The organism is Nostocoides sp. F2B08 (genome assembly GCF_009184895.1).
Taxonomy (GTDB): domain Bacteria; phylum Actinomycetota; class Actinomycetes; order Actinomycetales; family Dermatophilaceae; genus F2B08.
In genome coordinates this window covers 751074-768303 of record NZ_WESE01000002.1, presented here as the reverse complement: position 1 = coordinate 768303, position 17230 = coordinate 751074, and the positions used below count along the sequence as shown (strand labels likewise).

The 17230-nt window shown below is 70.0% G+C and carries 14 protein-coding genes; 6 read left to right on the top strand and 8 right to left on the bottom strand.

The annotated features are described in order from the left end of the window. The first annotated feature begins 63 nt into the window (after positions 1-63). Positions 64-1014 (top strand): SDR family NAD(P)-dependent oxidoreductase, encoded by a 951-nt coding sequence (locus tag GA707_RS07245; protein WP_152177704.1) that lies wholly within the window; start codon positions 64-66, stop codon positions 1012-1014. A gap of 79 nt (positions 1015-1093) precedes the next feature. On the opposite strand, the gene GA707_RS07240 is transcribed toward GA707_RS07245, so the two are convergent. The 3 genes from GA707_RS07240 to GA707_RS07230 all read right to left on the bottom strand — a co-directional run bounded on the left by GA707_RS07240 (position 1094) and on the right by GA707_RS07230 (position 3524). Further along, a complete protein-coding gene (locus GA707_RS07240; RefSeq protein WP_152177703.1) occupies positions 1094-2074 on the bottom strand; it encodes a cell wall-binding repeat-containing protein in 981 nt (326 codons plus the stop codon). A gap of 68 nt (positions 2075-2142) precedes the next feature. Further along, positions 2143-2472, bottom strand: coding sequence for a plasmid stabilization protein (locus GA707_RS07235; RefSeq protein ID WP_152177702.1), 330 nt, complete (start codon positions 2470-2472; stop codon positions 2143-2145). A gap of 53 nt (positions 2473-2525) precedes the next feature. Then, positions 2526-3524: a DNA topoisomerase IB gene (locus GA707_RS07230; protein WP_152177701.1), complete on the bottom strand. Its 999-nt coding sequence runs from the start codon at positions 3522-3524 to the stop codon at positions 2526-2528. Positions 3525-3844: 320 nt separating this feature from the next. Here GA707_RS07230 and GA707_RS07225 point away from each other — a divergent pair, with 320 nt between their 5' ends. Further along, a complete protein-coding gene (locus GA707_RS07225; RefSeq protein WP_152177700.1) occupies positions 3845-4795 on the top strand; it encodes a Gmad2 immunoglobulin-like domain-containing protein in 951 nt (316 codons plus the stop codon). Between the two features lie 12 nt (positions 4796-4807). Here the strand turns inward: GA707_RS07225 and trxA are convergent, their stop codons facing one another. Then, positions 4808-5239: a thioredoxin gene (gene trxA / locus GA707_RS07220; RefSeq protein WP_152177699.1), complete on the bottom strand. Its 432-nt coding sequence runs from the start codon at positions 5237-5239 to the stop codon at positions 4808-4810. Positions 5240-5300: 61 nt separating this feature from the next. Here trxA and GA707_RS07215 point away from each other — a divergent pair, with 61 nt between their 5' ends. Continuing rightward, positions 5301-6284 carry an aldo/keto reductase gene (locus GA707_RS07215; RefSeq protein WP_152177816.1) on the top strand — a complete coding sequence of 328 codons (984 nt, stop codon included), beginning with the start codon at positions 5301-5303 and terminating at the stop codon, positions 6282-6284. Positions 6285-6389: 105 nt separating this feature from the next. After that, positions 6390-7229 (top strand): universal stress protein, encoded by an 840-nt coding sequence (locus GA707_RS07210; protein ID WP_193315212.1) that lies wholly within the window; start codon positions 6390-6392, stop codon positions 7227-7229. A gap of 159 nt (positions 7230-7388) precedes the next feature. On the opposite strand, the gene GA707_RS07205 is transcribed toward GA707_RS07210, so the two are convergent. Together GA707_RS07205 and GA707_RS07200 are read right to left on the bottom strand one after the other, a co-directional pair. Further along, entirely contained in the window at positions 7389-8315 is a 927-nt protein-coding gene (locus GA707_RS07205) for an NAD(P)H-hydrate dehydratase (protein WP_152177697.1), read from the bottom strand. Further along, the gene (locus GA707_RS07200) at positions 8315-9061 is read right to left on the bottom strand and encodes a histidine phosphatase family protein (protein ID WP_152177696.1); all 747 of its coding nucleotides are present in this window, start codon (positions 9059-9061) and stop codon (positions 8315-8317) included. Before GA707_RS07200 ends, GA707_RS07205 begins: the two co-directional genes overlap by 1 nt. 106 nt (positions 9062-9167) lie before the next feature. On the opposite strand from GA707_RS07200, the gene GA707_RS07195 reads away from it, so the two are divergent. Then, on the top strand, positions 9168-9644 hold the full coding sequence (locus GA707_RS07195) for a CoA-binding protein (protein WP_152177695.1): 477 nt from the start codon (positions 9168-9170) through the stop codon (positions 9642-9644). Here the strand turns inward: GA707_RS07195 and GA707_RS07190 are convergent. Both GA707_RS07190 and GA707_RS07185 read right to left on the bottom strand, forming a co-directional pair. After that, positions 9641-10051, bottom strand: coding sequence for a hypothetical protein (locus GA707_RS07190; RefSeq protein WP_152177694.1), 411 nt, complete (start codon positions 10049-10051; stop codon positions 9641-9643). The genes GA707_RS07195 and GA707_RS07190 overlap by 4 nt on opposite strands. Positions 10052-10168: 117 nt before the next feature. After that, on the bottom strand, positions 10169-15811 hold the full coding sequence (locus tag GA707_RS07185; protein ID WP_193315211.1) for a peroxidase family protein: 5643 nt from the start codon (positions 15809-15811) through the stop codon (positions 10169-10171). 340 nt (positions 15812-16151) lie between these two features. Between GA707_RS07185 and GA707_RS07180 the strand changes: the two genes are divergently transcribed. Beyond that, a complete protein-coding gene (locus GA707_RS07180) occupies positions 16152-17213 on the top strand; it encodes a serine hydrolase (protein ID WP_193315210.1) in 1062 nt (353 codons plus the stop codon). Positions 17214-17230: the final 17 nt, after the last annotated feature.

The window sequence follows — 17230 nt, the reverse complement described above, 5'->3', positions numbered from 1 at the left end:
GCGACAACAGACCGGATCGACGAACCAGTGAACCGCGGCCGCGCGCCTGCCTAGGCTTCGACCATGACCGTGCTGCAGTCCCTCTCCTCGGCGCTCGACACGGCGCTGGACCGCACCGTCGTGCCGGGGTTCTCGACCATCGGCTACGCGGTGCGCCGACGCCTGCCGACCTGGCCGGCCGACCCCGCGCAGGACGCGCTGCGTGGCCGACACATCGCGGTCACCGGCGCGACCTCGGGCCTGGGCCACGCGACGGTGAGACAGCTGAGCGGGCTCGGCGCGCATACCCATCTCGTCGTGCGCAGCCGGCCCAAGGCGGAGGAGGTCGCGGCAGAACTGCCCGGCCCCTCGACGATCTGGGACTGCGACCTGTCCGACCTGGACAGCGTCCGCCGGTTCGCCCGCGAGATCACCGCCGCCGCACCGCCGCTCGCGGGTCTCGTGCACAACGCGGGCGCCCTGCCCGCCACCCGCACCGAGTCGGCCCAGGGACACGAGCTGACGATGGCGCTGCACGTCCTCGGGCCGGTCCTCATGACCGAGTTGCTCCAGCCCCTGCTCGCCGCGCAGCAGGCCCGCGTCGTCTTCGTCACCTCCGGCGGGATGTATGCGCAGGGCCTGCCGGTCCGTAACCCGGACTACGAGCGGGGCACGTATACGGGGACCAATGCCTACGCACGCAGCAAGCGCACGCAGGTCGAGCTGCTGCCGATCCTCGCGGAGCGCTGGGCGCCGGTCCGGGTCTATGCGATGCATCCCGGCTGGGCCGAGACCCCCGGCGTCACCGAGCAGCTCCCGACGTTCGACAAGGTGATGGGTCCGATCCTGCGGGACGCCGACGGGGGTGCGGACACGACGACCTGGTTGCTCGCCAGTGAGACCGCCCCGGCCCCAGGCGGACTGTGGATGGACCGGCGCGAGCGGCCCACCGCATACCTCGGGCGGAACGCTCCCACCGAGGACGAACGCACCCGGATGTGGGAGTGGGTCGTCGAGGCGACCGGCCTCGGCTAGCGGATGCGCGACCGATCGTGTGAATCAGACGGTGTGATCGCACCGTCCACGTCACACGATCTGGCGTGCGCGACTCCCTTCAGCAGGGGGTGAGGTTCGCTGCCGCCTCGCTCACTGCGAGCAGGCCCCCGAGAACGACGACCCTCTCCGCCCCCAGGCGCTCGATCTCGTCGAGCGTCGGTCGGGGGACGCAGTCCGGCTCGGTGAGAAGCAGCGGCGCGCCGACCCTGGCTGCCGTGGGGCCCCCGGCCAGCGCGTCCGGGAAGTTCACACCCGAGGCCAGGAACACCGTGGCAGCTCCCTGTGGATAGGTCTCACGCGAGACCCGCGCCGCCGTTTCGTACCGGGTTGCCCCGGCCCAGCGCACGACCTCGGCGTTGGGGAGAGCCAACCGGACCTGCTCCATGACGACGTCCTCCACCGCCTGGGTCCCGCCCAGGACGACGACCTTGGTCGGCTGTCCGAAGGTCAGTTGGTCCTTCACCGACTCGGGGAGGTCGGTCGGTCGAGTCAGCATGAGGGCCCCGTCGAGCCGACCGGCCGCCGCGCTGCCACCGAGGGCGTCGGGGAAATCCAGTCCCGTGGCGAGGAACATGGTGGTGTCGGCCCGGTGAGACGAGAATGCGAGCACCGCCGAGGTTGCATACCGGTCGGCGCCGGCCAGGCGGTGTACGCCGTCGAGGGCATAGTCGCCCAACTGCGCCTCGATCGCTCCGGAGACCGCGCTCACACCACCTGCGATGTACACGGACCACGGGTTCAGAAGGTCCAGCTCCGCCTCGACCGCTTCGGGGAGTGCACCGTCCCGGGGAACGAGCAGCAGCGGTCCTTGTCGGTTGTCGGCGACCGCGCCCGCAGCGAGCGCATCGGGGAAGTCGGCCCCGGACGCGACCACGACGCCGAACTCTGCGAGTTCGTAGGCATAGTTCGAGATGGCGACAGCGGTCTCGTAGCGTGTCTCACCGGCGAGCCTGGTGACGGTGACATCGGCCGGTGCAGGCGGCGCCAAAGTGGCGACCGCGACGAGTGCACATGCACCGACAGCGAGAAAGCTCTTCATGGGCCCCCTTCGTCGTGCTGTCCGAGTGGAATGGTCCCACGCCTCAGCCGTGCCGTCGACCCTCGTCGTCAGCGGTCGTCGACGGCCTTCTCCAGCTCCTCCTTGTTCATCGTCGAGCGGCCCTCGACGCCCTTGCGCTTGGCCTCCTCGTAGAGCTGGTCCTTGGTGCGTCCGCCCGCACCCTTGTGCGAGCGCAGGCCACCCCGGCGGCCGGATGAGATGTCGTCGGTCGACGTCTTGCTCGCCTCCTCCGACTCACCGGCGCGGGCGCGCTCCTTGTTGACCGTCCGGGCGGCGATCTCCTCGGCGGTGTCCTCGTCCTCGCCGCGCTCGAGCAGACCCTCCTTGATGTGGTCGTACTGACGCTCACGTTTCTTGCTCCAGGCATCCTGCGGCATGTCGATCTCCTTCTCTCGGTTGGGTTTTCGAGTGGTTCGCTCATGTGCGAAGGTCAGGTCAACAGGTCGAGCACCGCCTTCTCGAGGAGCTCCTGACGGCGGGACGGCGAGGTGCGCGCGGTCACCCGCGGTGACTCGATCGTCGTGCCCGCCTCGTAGAGGTCGATCACGCGTGGGTCGATGTAGCTGGACCGGGCCACAGCAGGGGTATTACCCAGATATGCAGCGACTTCCTCGATCGCCGCCTTGACCGCCCGTTTGCGTGAGGCCTTCGTGTCGCCTGGCTCGCCGGATTCCGCGAGCGCCGCAGCGGCCAAGACCGTCCCGTGCCAGGTGCGGAAGTCCTTGGCGGTCAGGTCGCCGCCGAGCACCTCGGCCAGGTAGGCGTTGACCGCGGCGGCGTCGAGGTCGATCCACCGGCGCTGCTGGGTGTAGGCGAGCAGCCGCCGACTGCGCGCGCGGCGAGACCGCATCCGATCGAGCGCCGCGAGGACGTCTGAGTCGTCGATGAGGATCGTGTGCTCGACGCCGGACTTGCCGACGAACTGGAAGCGCAGGCCCTCTCGGCACTTGCGCACGTGCTGGCGCTCGAGTGTCGTCAGGCCGAACGACCCGTTGGTGTCGGCGTAGGCGTCGCTGCCGATGCGGAAGTACCCGAGGTCGAGCAGTCGCACCGCGACGGCCGTGGCGCGCTCCCGCGGCATGCCCGTCGCGGCCAGGTCCTTGGCAATGTGGCGCCGTGCCTTGGGCAGCTCGGCCGCCGCTGCGAGCACCCGGTCGAACTTCTGCTTGTCGCGTTTGACGCGCCAGTCCGGGTGGTAGAGGTACTGTCGGCGCCCCGCGTCGTCGGTGCCCACGGCCTGGATGTGTCCGTTGGCGAGCGGGCAGATCCAGACGTCCCTCCACGCGGGCGGGATCGCCAGGCTCCGGATCCGCTCCACGTCCTCGGCGGGCAGCGGGCGGCCGTCCTCGTCGCGGTAGGAGAACCCTGTGCCGGCCCGACGGCGGGTCCATCCCCGCATCGTCGGGCTCACCCGCCGCAGCCGTGCCATTCCCACACCGTATGCGGTCGTCCAGCCCTCTGACCAGGCTCGCCGATCACTGCGGCAGGCCCCTGACCAGCGACGATCCGCGCCCCGGTGAAGGCGGACACGACGATCGGCCCACCCCGCGGGTGTCCGGGGTGGGCCGATCAGATGGCGTGCGGGTCAGGGTCAGGTGGTCGTCACCGGAGCGTTCTCGACGTGCTCGGCCTTGCGCGCGGGGCAGAGGCGCGCCGCAAACGGATCGGAAACGACTGTGCACCCAAGTCGCTGGCCGCGCGTCGTATCGGTGAGCGGCGGGAGTCGCCCATCCGATCAGGAGGTCTGCAATGTCACGTGAACACCGCATACACACCATCCGGTGGCACCGGCCGACCGCCCTGGCCGGATGCGCCGCCCTCGTCCTCGCCCTCGGCGTGAGCGCCTGCGGCTCGGACGAGCCGGAATCCCCCACGACCCCGACGGCCGCGCCGACGACCTCGACGCAGACCCCGACAGCCGCGCCCACCACGACGCCGGACGACGGGGTCGAACCCACACCGACGACGACGGACGAGCCCGACGGTGGCGAGGTCTCCGGCATCCCGGTGTACTACATCGGGGACTCCGGCGGCTCGTTCCGGCTGTACCGGGAGTGGCGCACCGTCCCGGACGAGGGCGACCCGGTCGAGTCGGCGCTCGCGGCGATGATGAGCGTTCCGCCCCTCGACCCGGACTACCTGTCGCCATGGGTGGCGCCGGACGAGATGGAGGTCGAGCGTGAGGGCTCGAACATCACCGTCGACCTGTCCGCCGACGCCTTTAGCGGCACCGCCGGCAGCGAGCTGTCGGCGACGGCGATCCAGCAGCTCGTCTACACGGCCACGGCCGCCTCGACCTTGGACGGACCGGCCGCGACGACCGTGACGATCCTCGTCGACGGACGCGCGGCAGACGCCTGGGGACACGTGCGGGTCGGCGAGCCGACCGCGCGGGCGCCTCAGGGCGAGGTCCTCTCGCACGTGTGGATCCTCTCGCCGCAGGAGGGTGATGTCGTCGACGCCGGAGATGTCCGGATCACCGGCTACGGCGCGTCCTTCGAGGCCCACTTCAACTGGACCATCGAAGGCCCGGCCGGCACGATCGAGGGCTTCACGCTGAGCGACAACGGCGCGGGGTTCGCCGAGTTCCGGTTCACCGAGGAACTGGAGCCCGGTGAGTACACCGTCACCGTCGAGAGCAGCAGCGGCCTCGAGGAGTTCACCCCGTTCGTCGACAGCAAGACCTTCACCGTGCGCTGAGGTCGCGCGAGGTCAACCGCGCCGGTCGAGGGCGCCCTGGATCCGGGCTCGCAGCATCGGCGCGGGCTGGGCGCCGATGAGCGTGTCGACGACCTGGCCGCGGTCCATGATGAGCAGCATCGGGATGCTCATCGCCTTGTAGCGCTGCGCCGTCGCAGGCGCTTCGTCGACGTTGACCTTGACGACCTTGAGGCGTCCGGCCAACTCGCGACTGAGGGTCTCGAGCACGGGCGCGATCATGCGGCACGGCCCGCACCACGGCGCCCAGAGGTCGACGACGACGATGGTTTTGGTGTCGACGGCCGAGTCGAAGTCGGCGTCCCCGGCGTCGACGAGCCACGGCAGGTCGGTCTTGCACGAGGGGCACCTCGGGTGTCCCGAGGCCGCCAGCGGGAGACGGTTCTTCGTGCCGCACGACGGGCACGCGATGACATTGCTCGCCATGCCTCCCAGCGTATGCCGCCAGTCTGGGGTCTGGGCATACGGTGGGGGAATGAGCGCATCGATGGAACACCGTCCGATCCCGCGACTCGGCCGGGACGTCAGCGTCGTCGGTCAAGGGTGCTGGCAGCTCGGCGCCGACTGGGGCGAGGTCGCCGACGACACCGCCACAGGAATCCTCGCGGCGGCCGCTGACGCCGGCGTCACGTTCTTCGACACCGCCGACGTCTACGGCGACGGGCGCAGCGAGCGTCTCGTCGGGGAGTTCGTCCACGACCGGGGCCGCGAGGGGTTCGTCGTGGCGACGAAGATGGGCCGGCGCGCCGACCCGCACGTCCCCGAGCAGTTCACCGCCGACAACCTGCGCCGGTGGAACGACCGCTCCCGCGAGAACCTGCGCGACGACACCCTCGACCTCGTCCAGCTGCACTGCCCGCCGACGCCGGTGTACTCCACCGACGCCGTCTTCGAGATCCTCGACGAGATGGTCGCCGAGGGTCGGATGCGCGCCTACGGCGTCTCGGTCGAGACGGTCGACGAGGCGCTCACGGCGATCCGACGCGAGCACGTCGCGTCGGTGCAGATCATCCTGAACGTGCTCCGGCGCAAGCCCCTCGAGCAGGTGCTCGGCGCGGCCGCTGACGCCGGGGTCGCGATCATCGCCCGGGTCCCGCTCGCGTCCGGCATGCTGTCCGGGCGCTTCGGTGCCGACACGACCTTCGCCCCGGACGACCATCGTGCGTTCAACCGGCACGGCGAGGCATTCGACGTCGGCGAGACCTTCTCGGGCGTCCCCTACGACGTCGGCGTCCAGGCGGCACAGCGTTTCGCCGCCATCGGTTCGCACGGCACCCCGGCCCAGCGCGCGTTGCGCTGGATCATCGACCAGCCCGGGGTCACGACCGTCATCCCGGGTGCCAGTCGCCCGGAGCAGGCCGTCGCCAACGCCGGCGCCGCGGCCCTGCCGCCGACCTCCGCGGAGGAGCTGATCGCATACGAGCGCCTGTACGACGACCTCATCCGCGAACACGTCCACGACCGCTGGTGAGCGATCCCGTGAGGCCGACCCCGCGCGCACGTGCGGGCGCATAGGCTCGCCCTGTGACCGACGTCGCCGCGGCGACAGCTCTTCGACCCGAGTAGGTGTGTGCCCGTGAACGCTCAACCGATCGTCGTCGGCATCGACGGCTCGCCCGGCGCCAGCCGCGCGCTCGACTGGGCCCTGTCGTGGGCCGGGTCCACCGGCGCGCCGGTGCGGGTCATCGCGGCCGAGGCCGTCCCGCCCGGGCGCACCGCCTCCTCTCCCGGTCTCGGCGGCACGGCACGCGCCGTCATCGAGGGTGAGACGAGTCGGCTGCAAGAGGCGCGGGCAGACGAGGCCGACGTCCGGATCGAGACCGAGGCGCTCGTCGCCCACCCGGTCAGCGCGCTGATCGCGGAGAGCCAGCAGGCGGGTGCGGTGGTCGTCGGCACCCGGGGGAGCGGCGCATACCAGGGCAACGTCATCGGCAGCATCGCCGGAGCGGTCGCCGCGAGCGCGCACTGTCCCACCGTCGTCATCCCGCCGGGCGCGCCTGATCATCACGACGACGAAGGGCCTATCGTCGTCGGCTTCGACGGGTCCGAGGCCTCCCTCGGTGCGGCCAGGTTGGCCGTGTCCGCGGCCGCCGCCGAGGGCCGCGAGGTCGTCCTCGTCCAGGCGGAGATCGGCGAGACCTCACCCGACGAGCCGCTCGACCACATCGCCGAGACCCTGCGCTCGGAACACCCGGACGTGACGATCGAGCTGCGCGCGACCGCCGAGGATGCCGCGGAGGCGCTGACGGCCGCCTCCGGCGACGCCGCGTTCGTCGTCGTCTCGAGTCACGGGCACCGCGGGGTGCCCGGGTTCCTGCTCGGCTCCACCGCACGCGCGCTCGTGCAGACCGCACAGTCGCCGGTCATCGTGCTCACCGGCCGCTCCGAACGGCGCTGGCCGGTCCGCGCCGACTGAGCCGGCGGAGCCCGAGGTTCGACCCGCCCCACATCGGCGACGACCACCCCCGAAGTGCGGACTCACCCCCTGCAATTGCAGGCGGCAGGTCGGAGTTCGGGTGCTGGGTCGGCTCTCCGGACGGCAGGTCACGGTCCGGTCCACCGCCTCGGCAGCTCCTCAGTCGCCGCGCAGCGACCCGAGCACGAGCGGCAGCTCGGGCAGCAGCTCGCCGGCGAGATAGCCGACCCGTCCGAACTTGGTCGCCAGCGCGTCGCCTGCGGCGGCATGGGTGTATGCGCCCCACACCAGAGCCTGCACGCGCGGCGCTCCCCGGCTCACCAGACCGGCGACGGCTCCTGCGAGAACGTCACCACTGCCGGACGTGCCGAGCCCCGTGTCCCCGGTGGACACCAGCCACACGCCGTCGCTCGAGACGACCCGCCCGGAGCACGCGACGACGGCGCCATACCGCTCGACGACCTCGGCCGCGGCAGCGGGGATATCGTCGTCGTCCAGATCGTCGGAGCCGACGATGATGCCGAGCTCTCCGGTGTTCGGTGTCAGCGCCAGCCGGCCGGAGATGCGCTCGACGAGGGACGGGTCGAGGTCCGGCAGGACAGTGGCAGCGTAGGCGTCGAGCACGACCGGCAGGTCCTCCGGCACGAGCGGCAGCAGCTCCTCGAGCACGCGGGTGGTGCCGTCGGCGTCGTCGAGGCCGGGCCCGACGAGCAGGGCGTCCCCGCGCTGCACCTCACGCTCGAGCAGCCGGCCGGCCTCCTCACCGGTGATGGAGCCGGAGGCGTTCTCCGGGAGGCCGTGCACTCCCGACTCCGGGACGGCCACGGCGACGTGGGGCGCCACGCTCTCCGCGACGGCCATGGACAGCCGGCCTGCGCCCATCCGCAGCGCCGCGACACCGGCGAGCATGGCCGCCCCCGGTGTGGCCTGGGCGCCGCCGACGACGACCACCTGGCCGCGGGCGTACTTCGTGCCCGTCGGCTCGGGCAGCGGCCAGGCACGCAGCAGCATCGGCGTGATGAGCCGTGGGTCGTCGGCCGTCCCAGGTGTCGCCTCGGGGGGAACGCCGGGCTCCTTCCCCGCCATCACGAACCCCCGACCTCGTCGCTCGCACCCGGCTGGTCGGTGACGTCGGCTCCGTGTTCGCGCAGGTGCGAGTCCTCGTTGTAGGCCGTGACCCGCCATCCGGTCGGCGAGTCCTCGTCGCGCTCCAACCGGCAGATCGCCGCGTTGCGGAGACCGTCAGACCGGGAGCGCTCGAGCACCGCCTCCTCGTCCATCCCCTCGGCGACGTAGCAGAACAACAGGATGACGACGTCGTGCGCCGAGACCAGGACCCGCTCGCGCCGCTCGTACTCGGCCAGGTCTCCGAGCACCGCCCGCACCCGCAGCGCCACATCCGCCCACGACTCCCCGCCCGGCGGTCGGTAGTAGAACTTGCCGATCCACTTCCGGCGCTCGGCCTCCTCGGGGAACTTCTCACGGATGCCGGCCGCGGTGAGCATGTCGGTGATCCCCATGTCCCGGTCTCGCAGGCGTTCGTCCACGCGCATGTCGAGGCGCGTGTCGCATACCTCCAGCGCGATCTCGGCCGTCTCGCGCGCGCGACGGTACGGACTGGTCCACACGACCTCCGGCCGCTCGTCCCGCGACAGTCCGGCCAGCCAGTGGCCGACCGCCTCCGCCTGCCGCCGGCCCGTCTTCGAGAGCACGACGTCGGCATCGCGGGCCGGGACGTCGATCTCGTGCAGCTCGTCGCGGGCCGCGGCCTCGGCCGCGACGTTCCCCTCGGACTGACCGTGCCGGACGAGGATCAACTCTCGCACTGTCATCCGGGCAGCATAGGCACACCTGGGTGTCGAATACCGGACGAGGGGAGCACACTGGAGGAAGGCGGCCGACCGACTGAGGGTGCGTAACATCCGAGGAGGAGTGGTCATGTCCCGCATCGCCGACGCGGCGGAGGAGTTCCTGCGGTGCTCGCGCATCGCCGTCACCGGGGTCTCGCGCGACCCCAAGGGAGAGGCGGCCAACGGGATCTATCGCCGGCTCCGCGACCGGGGGTATGCGGTGGTCGCCATCAACCCCAACGCGACCGAGGTCGAGGGAGACCCCGCGTACCCTGACCTCGCGAGCGTGCCCGACGGGGTGGAGGCGGTCGTCATCGCGACCCGGCCCGAGCAGGCGATGGGCACCGTGGAGGACGCCATCGCCGCCGGAGTCCGGCAGGTCTGGATGCACCGCGCGTTCGGCGCCGGGTCGGTGGACGCGGAGGCGGTCCGGGTCGGTCGGGAGGCCGGGCTCACGGTCATCGACGGGGGCTGCCCGCTGATGTTCGGGCGGGCCTCCGACGGCGGACACCGGTTCATGTGCCGGCTGTTCACGCTGACCGGCAAGGTCCCGCGGACGGTCTAGGTCGTCGGGCGAGCGCGTTGCTCGCGCCAGGCCCGCCAGGCGCCGGTGGACCAGAGCGCCCAGACGACGAGCACCGGCTGGAAGAACAGCCGGGTGACGCGGGCGGCGTCGGTGTCGAGACCGAACGCGTCCCGGCCCTCGACCCACTGCGCGACGTTGCCAGGGAAGATCGCGACGAAGAAGCCTGCGGTCAGCCACCCGACCAGCGGGCGCGCCGCCTGTGGAGCGGCGACCAGGGCGAGCCCGAGCAGGATCTCGACGACCCCCGAGGCGAGAACGACGAGGTCGACGTCGACGGGCAGCCAGGAGGGGACCTGCGCGCGGAACTCCTCGCGGCCGAACGTCAGGTGCGCGGTTCCGGCGAAGAGTAGGAAGAGTCCGAGGACGATCCTCGCCAGGGTGCGCATACCGAGACCGTATGCGGTGCGCGCGTCGTCGCTGCCCCCACCCGGCCGGCGCCGGACGTGACTGCGGGGCCGGGCGCTTCGCGCCCGACCCCGCAGCTTGGGAGAGGTGACTGCCCCTTACGGAGCCGCGGTCACCGGACCGATCACGTTGGTGACCGGGGCTTCCGACTGCCCGAGGTCGTCGGTGTACTCGACGACGACTCGGAGGAACCGGCCCTCGTCCGCGGCCTGGAGGGTGTATTGCGTCTGCGTACCCTCCTGGACCGTGGTGACGAGGCTCGGGTCAGCGAAGTCCGCCTCGGCGGCTGCCGTCTCGAACCGGTAGACCCAGCCCGCCTCGGCCGCCGTCTCGACGCCGTCACCGTCGGTCGGAGGAGCGGCCTGGACGTTCTGTCCGACCACCACTCCACCGGGGGTGACGAGGTCGTTGATGACCGGCTCGTCGTTGACGTTCTCCACCGGGTTCTCGGTCCACGGTGTCGTGACCACGTAGGTCACTCCACCGACGACCAGGGTCACCCGGGCCTGGAGGAACTGGGCGACTGTGCCGTCGTCCGGCGTGAACGAGAAGCCCGTGACCGGGGCACCCGTGCCATCGACGATCTGCTCGAGCTCGGTGATCTCCGCCGGGGTCGCACCCTCGCCCATGAACCACTCGACGACGACGCTGTCCGCCGTGCTCAGGTCGAACGGCTGACCGTCGAGATCCAGCAGCTCCGCCGTGACCTGCTCGTCCTCCACCGGGGTCTGGTCGTCGAGCACCGCTGTCGCGATGGACTCGCAGGCCTCACCCGTGCGCAGGTCGAAGCAGTTGTCGCTGAACTGGACGACCTCGATGTTGCGGATGACATCCGCACCCTCGGCCTCCTCAGCCTCACCGGCGCCACCGTTGGGTGCGACGTGCGCAACCATGTGGTAGCCATCGCCGAGATCGGTGATCTCGTACTCCGCCATCGGGCCGGTGTACACCGCGGTGTCGAGGCTGCCCGGCTCGTCCAGGTCGACGAGCTCACGGATGATCCGGAGGTCACCCGGGTCGATCTCGCCACGGTACATCCGCTCCTGGTAGGCAGCGGCCGAGTCTTGACGCTCGACGATCTCGCCGGCCTCGTTGACGAGACCGAGCTGGACCCGAAGCATCAGGTCACCGTCGATGACGTCGTCACCGCCGCGTCCCTGGATGGTGTCGGAACCCGGACCACCGACGAGGATGTTGTTGACGCCGTCGGTGTCGACCACGGGTCCGGTCGTCATGAACCGGAGCGCGTAGTTGTCGTGGTCGGCCGGCTGCAGGAACTCCCGAAGACCGTCGATCGTGTCGAGCGTCTCCTCGGTCATCTTGTGCAGCTCGGGCTCGACTCCCTCGGGTCCGTCCAGCTCGCGGCTCATGCCCTTGAGCTGGTCGTCGCCGAAGCTTCCGGACATCGCCTCGAGCAGGTCGTAGCGGTCGCGAACGGCCGTCACGTCGGGACGCTGGAGCAGCGTGATCAGGAAGTCGATGTCGACGTTCGCGGTCTCGCCGTAGTACGTGATCCAGTCGAATCCCATGTTGCCGAGGTGCCGGTCGGTGCCGAACCACTCGCCGACGAGGATGTCGTCGCCACCCTCACCTTCGATGTCGTCGTTGCCCTCGCGGCCGATGACCACGTCGTTGCCACCGATGACGTCGTTCTGGAACTGGTTGGCGTTGTCGCCCTGCAGCAGATCTGCATGGCGGCTGCCTTCCACCCAGTCCTCGTCCTCGCCGGCGAACACGTTCATCCGACCGGTCTGGCCGAGCACGACGTCGTTGCCGTCACCGGCGAACACCGTGTCGATGTCACCGCCGTTGGCGACGAAGTCGTGGCCGGGACCACCGTGGAGGATGTCGAACCCAGGACCGGAGTTGAGCACGTCGTTGCCCCACTCGCCCTTGAGCACGTCGTCTCCGAAGAGATCCGTGAGGACGTCGTTGCCGTCACCGCCGGCGAGGATGTCGTTGCCGGCACCACCTTCGACGATGTCGTTGCCGTCCTTGGCCTTGACGGAGTCATCGCCCTCGTCCACCCGGATCCGGTCGTCGGCCGGGGTTCCGTGGATCTCGACGTGCTCGTCACCGACCCAGCGCCACGTGCCGTCAGGGTCCTGACGGAGCGTGCCGGGGTACGGCTGCGTGATGCCTTCGAGCTGGATGACGGGGTCCTGGACGGCGAAGATGTTCGCCGGCAGGTTCGACGCATCCGTCGTGCGCTCGATGAGCGCCGTGAACGAGCTCGCCTCGAGTGCGGCGAACAGCTGGTTGCCCTGGTTGCGGAACAGGTAGTAGAACCTGTCGCCGAACTGGAGGGCCTCCATCTGCTCCTCGAAGACGAAGTTGAACGTCGAGCCCAGCATGCCGCCGAACGGGTTGACCCGCTCCGCCAGACCACCGGTCCAGAAGTCCACGTCCTCGAGGCCCGTGGTCGTCGTGCCGCCCGCGTTCGCCCATGCACCGGTGGAGAACATGAAGTCCATCCGGTCTTCGGGTGCGGCGGCCGTCGTCGGAGCGAACTGGCTCAGCTCAGTCTCCGCATTCCCGTCGATGGCGATCGGACCACCGAGGATGACGATGTTCGACGGAGCCAGTCGGGTGATCTCGGCCTGGATCGCCGGCGGCACTTCGCCGGACGGAGGAATGAGCAGCACGGGATCACCGTTGAGGCCGGCCACCGGGCTGATCGCCAGGCTGTCCGGGAAGTTGGTCCCTGTCGCGATGTACAGGGTTCCACCTCGGTTCGCGGCGAAGTTGGCGGCGCTGATCAGCGCTGCGGTGTCGTAGCGCGTCTCGCCCGCAATCCGGGTCACGGTCACGCCGGGCACCGCCGCCTGGACAGCAGACTCCACTGCTGCCGGAACGGCCAACGGACCTCCGAGGATGACCACCTCCTGCGGAGCGAGCCGCTGCAGTTCGGCGCTGGTCACCGCAGGCAGGGTCGTGTCGGTGAGCAGGATGGGGTCACCGTCGCGAGCAGCCGCGGCAGCAGCCACCAGCGCGTCCGGGAAGTTCATCCCGGTCGCCAGGTAGACGCGGTCCGCCTGCCCTGCCGTCGGCTGCAGCAGCTGACTGATCTGCGCAGCCGTGTCGAAGCGACTCCCACCCGCGATCCGTGAGACCGGGGCGATCCCGGAGTCCGTCAGCGCCTGCTCGACCGACGCGGACACGGCGAGCTCGCCACCGAGGATGACGACCTGCTGCGGGGCGAGCCGCGCGAGCTCGATCGACGTCTCCACCGGCAGGAAGTCCCGATGCGTGAGCAGGATCGGGCCGGGGCCCTGAGCAGCCAGCGCGCCGGCTGCGAGAGCGTCGGGGAAGTTGTTGCCGGTCGTGACGTAGACGACAGGCACACCCGCCTGGAAGTGACTGCTCGAGATGAGCGCGGCTGTGCCGTAGCGCGTCCCAGCAGCGAGTCGCGAGATGAACTCCTGGCCCTGAGGAACACCGTTGACAAGCAGAGCGGCTGCCTCACGCTTACCGTCGATCGTCGTCTCGGCGAGGATCGAGGGGTGGGTGCCGTAGGCGGCCACGAAGTTGACCAGCGACGAGTTGCTCGCGTCACGGCCGAAGATGTTGCCGTTCTTGAGGTTGTTGCCGAAGTCGGTCCAGTTGGCGTACGGCCGCATGGTGACATCGCCGGTGGCCTCGAAGAACGTCCGACGCGCCTCCTGGAGGGGAGCCACACCGGCGTCACGACCGCGCAGCAGGTTGATCGTCGCGAGGTCGAGCGGCAGCCCCAGCAGGTTGTTGCGCAGGGTGTCGATGACGAACTCGTCGATCTGCGAGCTCGGCTGACGGACGACGCCGTTGATGATGGCGCCGGCGCCCTGCTCAGCGGTCAACCTGCCACCGTCCGTGAAGGCGTCCGGGTTGAGGAATCCATCGAGCAACGAGATGTTCCCCGTCTCGAAGCCTTGGCGCGCGATGTCCTCCGTGAGCATGGAGTGCCCGAACCGGTAGACGACGTGCGCGAACTCGGCTGTGATCGCCGGATCCATGTTGGCGTTGTACGAGTTCTCGTTGAACACGACCTCGTCGATCGCCGGCTGGATGGTGCGGCCGAACTCCTCGAAGACCATGTGCTGGTACTGCATCTCGGTAGCGAACCGGGCCGCCTGGAAGAGACGCTGCTCGTAGCTCCAGTCGTCGGCCTCCGGGCCGGGCAGCACGTCGGCCGCCCGCTTGTTCGGCCAGCTGTGGTCGAGACCCTGGTAGGCCCTCTTCAGCTGCTCGTACTCGGGACGGTCGAGCCACTCCTGGATCGTCGCGATCTGTCGGTTGTGCTCACCGTGGAAGACGGTGTGCACGGCAGTCAGGGCGATGTTCTCATTGCCGCGACCGTCACCGGTGATGAAGTGCGCACCGAGCGAGACGTTGTCGTATCCGGACAGAACCGGCTGACCGTTCTCGTCGAGGATCGGGTCGCCGTTCTCGTCGAAGCGCGGCTGAAGGTCACCGTTCTCGTCGATGACCGGGGTGGCGCCGTGGGCGATGTCGTCGAGGAAGGCGTGACCGGTGGTCAGCGCGTCATCCGCGTTCGCCGGGGAGGTGATGCTGCCCTCGACGTTGAGCGGAGAGCCGCCGTTGTCGGTGACGATCATCGGGAAGCCGCCGGGACCCGGGACGAAGTTGCCGTACGGGTCCGTGACGACCTGGGGGACGTCGAGCGCCCGAGCGTCGGACAGCTCGATGCCGAGGATGTCGCGGGCCTGGGCCTTCACCTCGTTCCACGTCGCCAGACCGCCCGCGGCGCCGTCGAGCAGGCGGCCGGTGTCCTGCGGCACCCCGTCGACGAGCACGTACTCACGCACGAACACCTGGTGCGAGGGGTGCGAGGTGTAGGTCTGGTTCTGGTCGACGAACGGGGTCGTCTCGTTGTTGTGGACGTCGTCCTCGGTACCGATCACGTTGTCCGGGCCGGGGGACCGGGTCGCGCGGGAGAGGATCAGGTAGGGCGCCTGCGGGTTGAAGCCCGCGACCTGGCGGATCGGGTCGTCCGCGGCCAGGGGAACGACGAGCGTGCCGTTGCCGCCCTTGTCGACGAGGTCGAGACCGTGGTCGAAGAACTGTCCGAAGAAGGTGAAGAAGGCGTTGGTCTGCGCCGAGAGGCCCTCGTCCGGAGCCATGTTGGGCAGGAAGATCGTGCCGTCGGGGCGGATCTCGGCACCGGGGAGGTGCGTCGCGGCGTTGACGGCCGCGGGGTTGTCCGTGCTCTGGTCGACGATGAGGTTGGAGATCTCGCGCGGCTTGGCGTCATAGACGATGTGGCCGGGCTCCCACTGCTCGTAGCAGGTCAGGCCGGGCTCGCACATCGACGTGTCGCCGGCAGGCGGGGCTCCGGGCGCCGTGAGCGGGGCGTCGGCCTGGCGGTAGTACGGCTCCAGCCACTTCTTGAAGGGCTGGTCGCCCGCTCCCCAGGTCGAACGACCTTCGAGCAGGTTGTTGTACGAGCCGTCGACCGTCCGCAGACCGAGCGGCAGTGCCGGACTCGGCACACACTTGCCGGACCGGTCGGTCGGCGTCGCGCAGAGCAGGTCATTGCCGTCGGCGTGCGCCTCGGCGATCTGGATCTGCCGAAGGATGAAGTCCAGGTCGTTCGCGTTCAGGTAGAACGGCGGGTCCGGCTCCGTGACGGCTGCCGCCGTCGTCGTGTTCATGGCCACCAGCGGCACGGCAAGGGCCGAGCTCGTCAGCAGAGCCACGAGACGCCGCACGCGGGTGCGCCGGCGACTGGATGTCTGAGACATCGGGTGTGCTCCTCTCCCACTTTTGACCGCAGTTCCCTGCGCTGTCCCCATCCCCTGCCCGCGGATCTCCGACCTCGATGCACAAACACGCATGGAACACCGCAGGAATGGGTTGTCGGCTGACTATTCCTTTCGCTGCTGCACACGGTCAATGGCGGAGTCAAGAGATCAACCGAAGGAATGATGGAAAGAATCTGACCCCGCCTTATCCCCACCTGAGGCGTCCGGTGTGTATAGTGCGCCGTCGCCCTATCAGACCCGGCAGCCGCGAGGCTCTCTCGAGGTCCAGCCGGCCCGGAAACCGATGGCGCTCAACGCGATCCCCCGTCATGCTGACGTGATGGGCGACGACACCTGGGCCGAACCGACACGACTCGCGAACGTCCTCGAGGCCGACCAGGACGTCTCGGGAGTCCTGCGCGTGACGCGCGGAACGGAGGTGCTCTGGGAGGTCCGGCTCGGCTACGCGGAACGCGCGCACCGCATACCGATCACCTCCTCGACGCGGTTCGCGACGGCCTCGCTGGGCAAGATGTTCACGGCGGTCGGCATTCTCGACGCGGCAGGCCGCGGCGAGCTCGCCCTCGACGATCCCGTCGTCTCGCTCCTGGCTCCGGAGGACCGACCCGGCACCCTGCGCGACGACGTCACGGTTCACCACCTGCTCTCCCACACCTCGGGCATCGCGGACTACTTCGAGGAGGACGAGGACCTGCCGGGGTATCGGGAGGACTACGGCGCGCTCTGGGAGACGCTGCCGACCTACCGCGTCCGCGACTACCGGGCGCTGCTCCCCCTTTTCGCCGACCTGCCGCCGGTCTGCCCGCCGGGCACGGCCAATCACTACAGCAACGCGGGCTACGTCCTGCTCGGCATCCTCCTGGCCGAGGTGTCCGGTCTGCCGTTCGCCGACGCGGTCGTGACCCGCGTCTTCGAGCCCGCGGGACTGACGGCCAGCGGCTACCCGGCTCTCGACGAGGTCCACCCCGACGTCGCGGTGGGATACCTGAGGCCGCTCACGCCGGAGGGACCGTGGCGCACCAACGTCTTCTCCGTACCGGCGGTCGGCGGAGGTGACGGCGGCGCGGTCGTCTCCGCCCCGGACGTCGAGCGCTTCCTCCGAGCCGTCCGGACCGGTGGCGTGTGGCGGGGCGTGACACCGGAGCTCGTTCTCACTCCCCGTTTCGAGGCGGATGACCGCTGGGCGCCGGCCTACGGCGTCGACGTCCGGGACGACGGCGTGTTCTGCAAGGACGGGGGCGACCCCGGAGTCGCCGCGTTCGCGCGGCTCAACCCGAACACGGACACGACCGTCGTCCTCCTCGCCAACATCGGGTGGGAGGACGTCGATGGACTCTCCGGGCTGCTGCGACTCGTGATCGACACCGCCGACACAGCCTGAGCCCTCGCCGTGGCGAT

Excerpts from the sequence above, each read along its gene's own strand:
- GA707_RS07185 (WP_193315211.1), bottom strand. The coding sequence starts at position 15,811 with ATGTCTCAGACATCCAGTCGCCGGCGCACCCGCGTGCGGCGTCTCGTG.
- GA707_RS07180 (WP_193315210.1), top strand. The coding sequence starts at position 16,152 with ATGGGCGACGACACCTGGGCCGAACCGACACGACTCGCGAACGTCCTC.
- GA707_RS07205 (WP_152177697.1), bottom strand. The coding sequence starts at position 8,315 with ATGGCGGGGAAGGAGCCCGGCGTTCCCCCCGAGGCGACACCTGGGACG.
- trxA (WP_152177699.1), bottom strand. The coding sequence starts at position 5,239 with ATGGCGAGCAATGTCATCGCGTGCCCGTCGTGCGGCACGAAGAACCGT.
- GA707_RS07235 (WP_152177702.1), bottom strand. The coding sequence starts at position 2,472 with ATGCCGCAGGATGCCTGGAGCAAGAAACGTGAGCGTCAGTACGACCAC.
- GA707_RS07190 (WP_152177694.1), bottom strand. The coding sequence starts at position 10,051 with ATGCGCACCCTGGCGAGGATCGTCCTCGGACTCTTCCTACTCTTCGCC.
- GA707_RS07245 (WP_152177704.1), top strand. The coding sequence starts at position 64 with ATGACCGTGCTGCAGTCCCTCTCCTCGGCGCTCGACACGGCGCTGGAC.
- GA707_RS07230 (WP_152177701.1), bottom strand. The coding sequence starts at position 3,524 with ATGGCACGGCTGCGGCGGGTGAGCCCGACGATGCGGGGATGGACCCGC.
- GA707_RS07195 (WP_152177695.1), top strand. The coding sequence starts at position 9,168 with ATGTCCCGCATCGCCGACGCGGCGGAGGAGTTCCTGCGGTGCTCGCGC.
- GA707_RS07200 (WP_152177696.1), bottom strand. The coding sequence starts at position 9,061 with ATGACAGTGCGAGAGTTGATCCTCGTCCGGCACGGTCAGTCCGAGGGG.
- GA707_RS07215 (WP_152177816.1), top strand. The coding sequence starts at position 5,301 with ATGGAACACCGTCCGATCCCGCGACTCGGCCGGGACGTCAGCGTCGTC.
- GA707_RS07240 (WP_152177703.1), bottom strand. The coding sequence starts at position 2,074 with ATGAAGAGCTTTCTCGCTGTCGGTGCATGTGCACTCGTCGCGGTCGCC.
- GA707_RS07225 (WP_152177700.1), top strand. The coding sequence starts at position 3,845 with ATGTCACGTGAACACCGCATACACACCATCCGGTGGCACCGGCCGACC.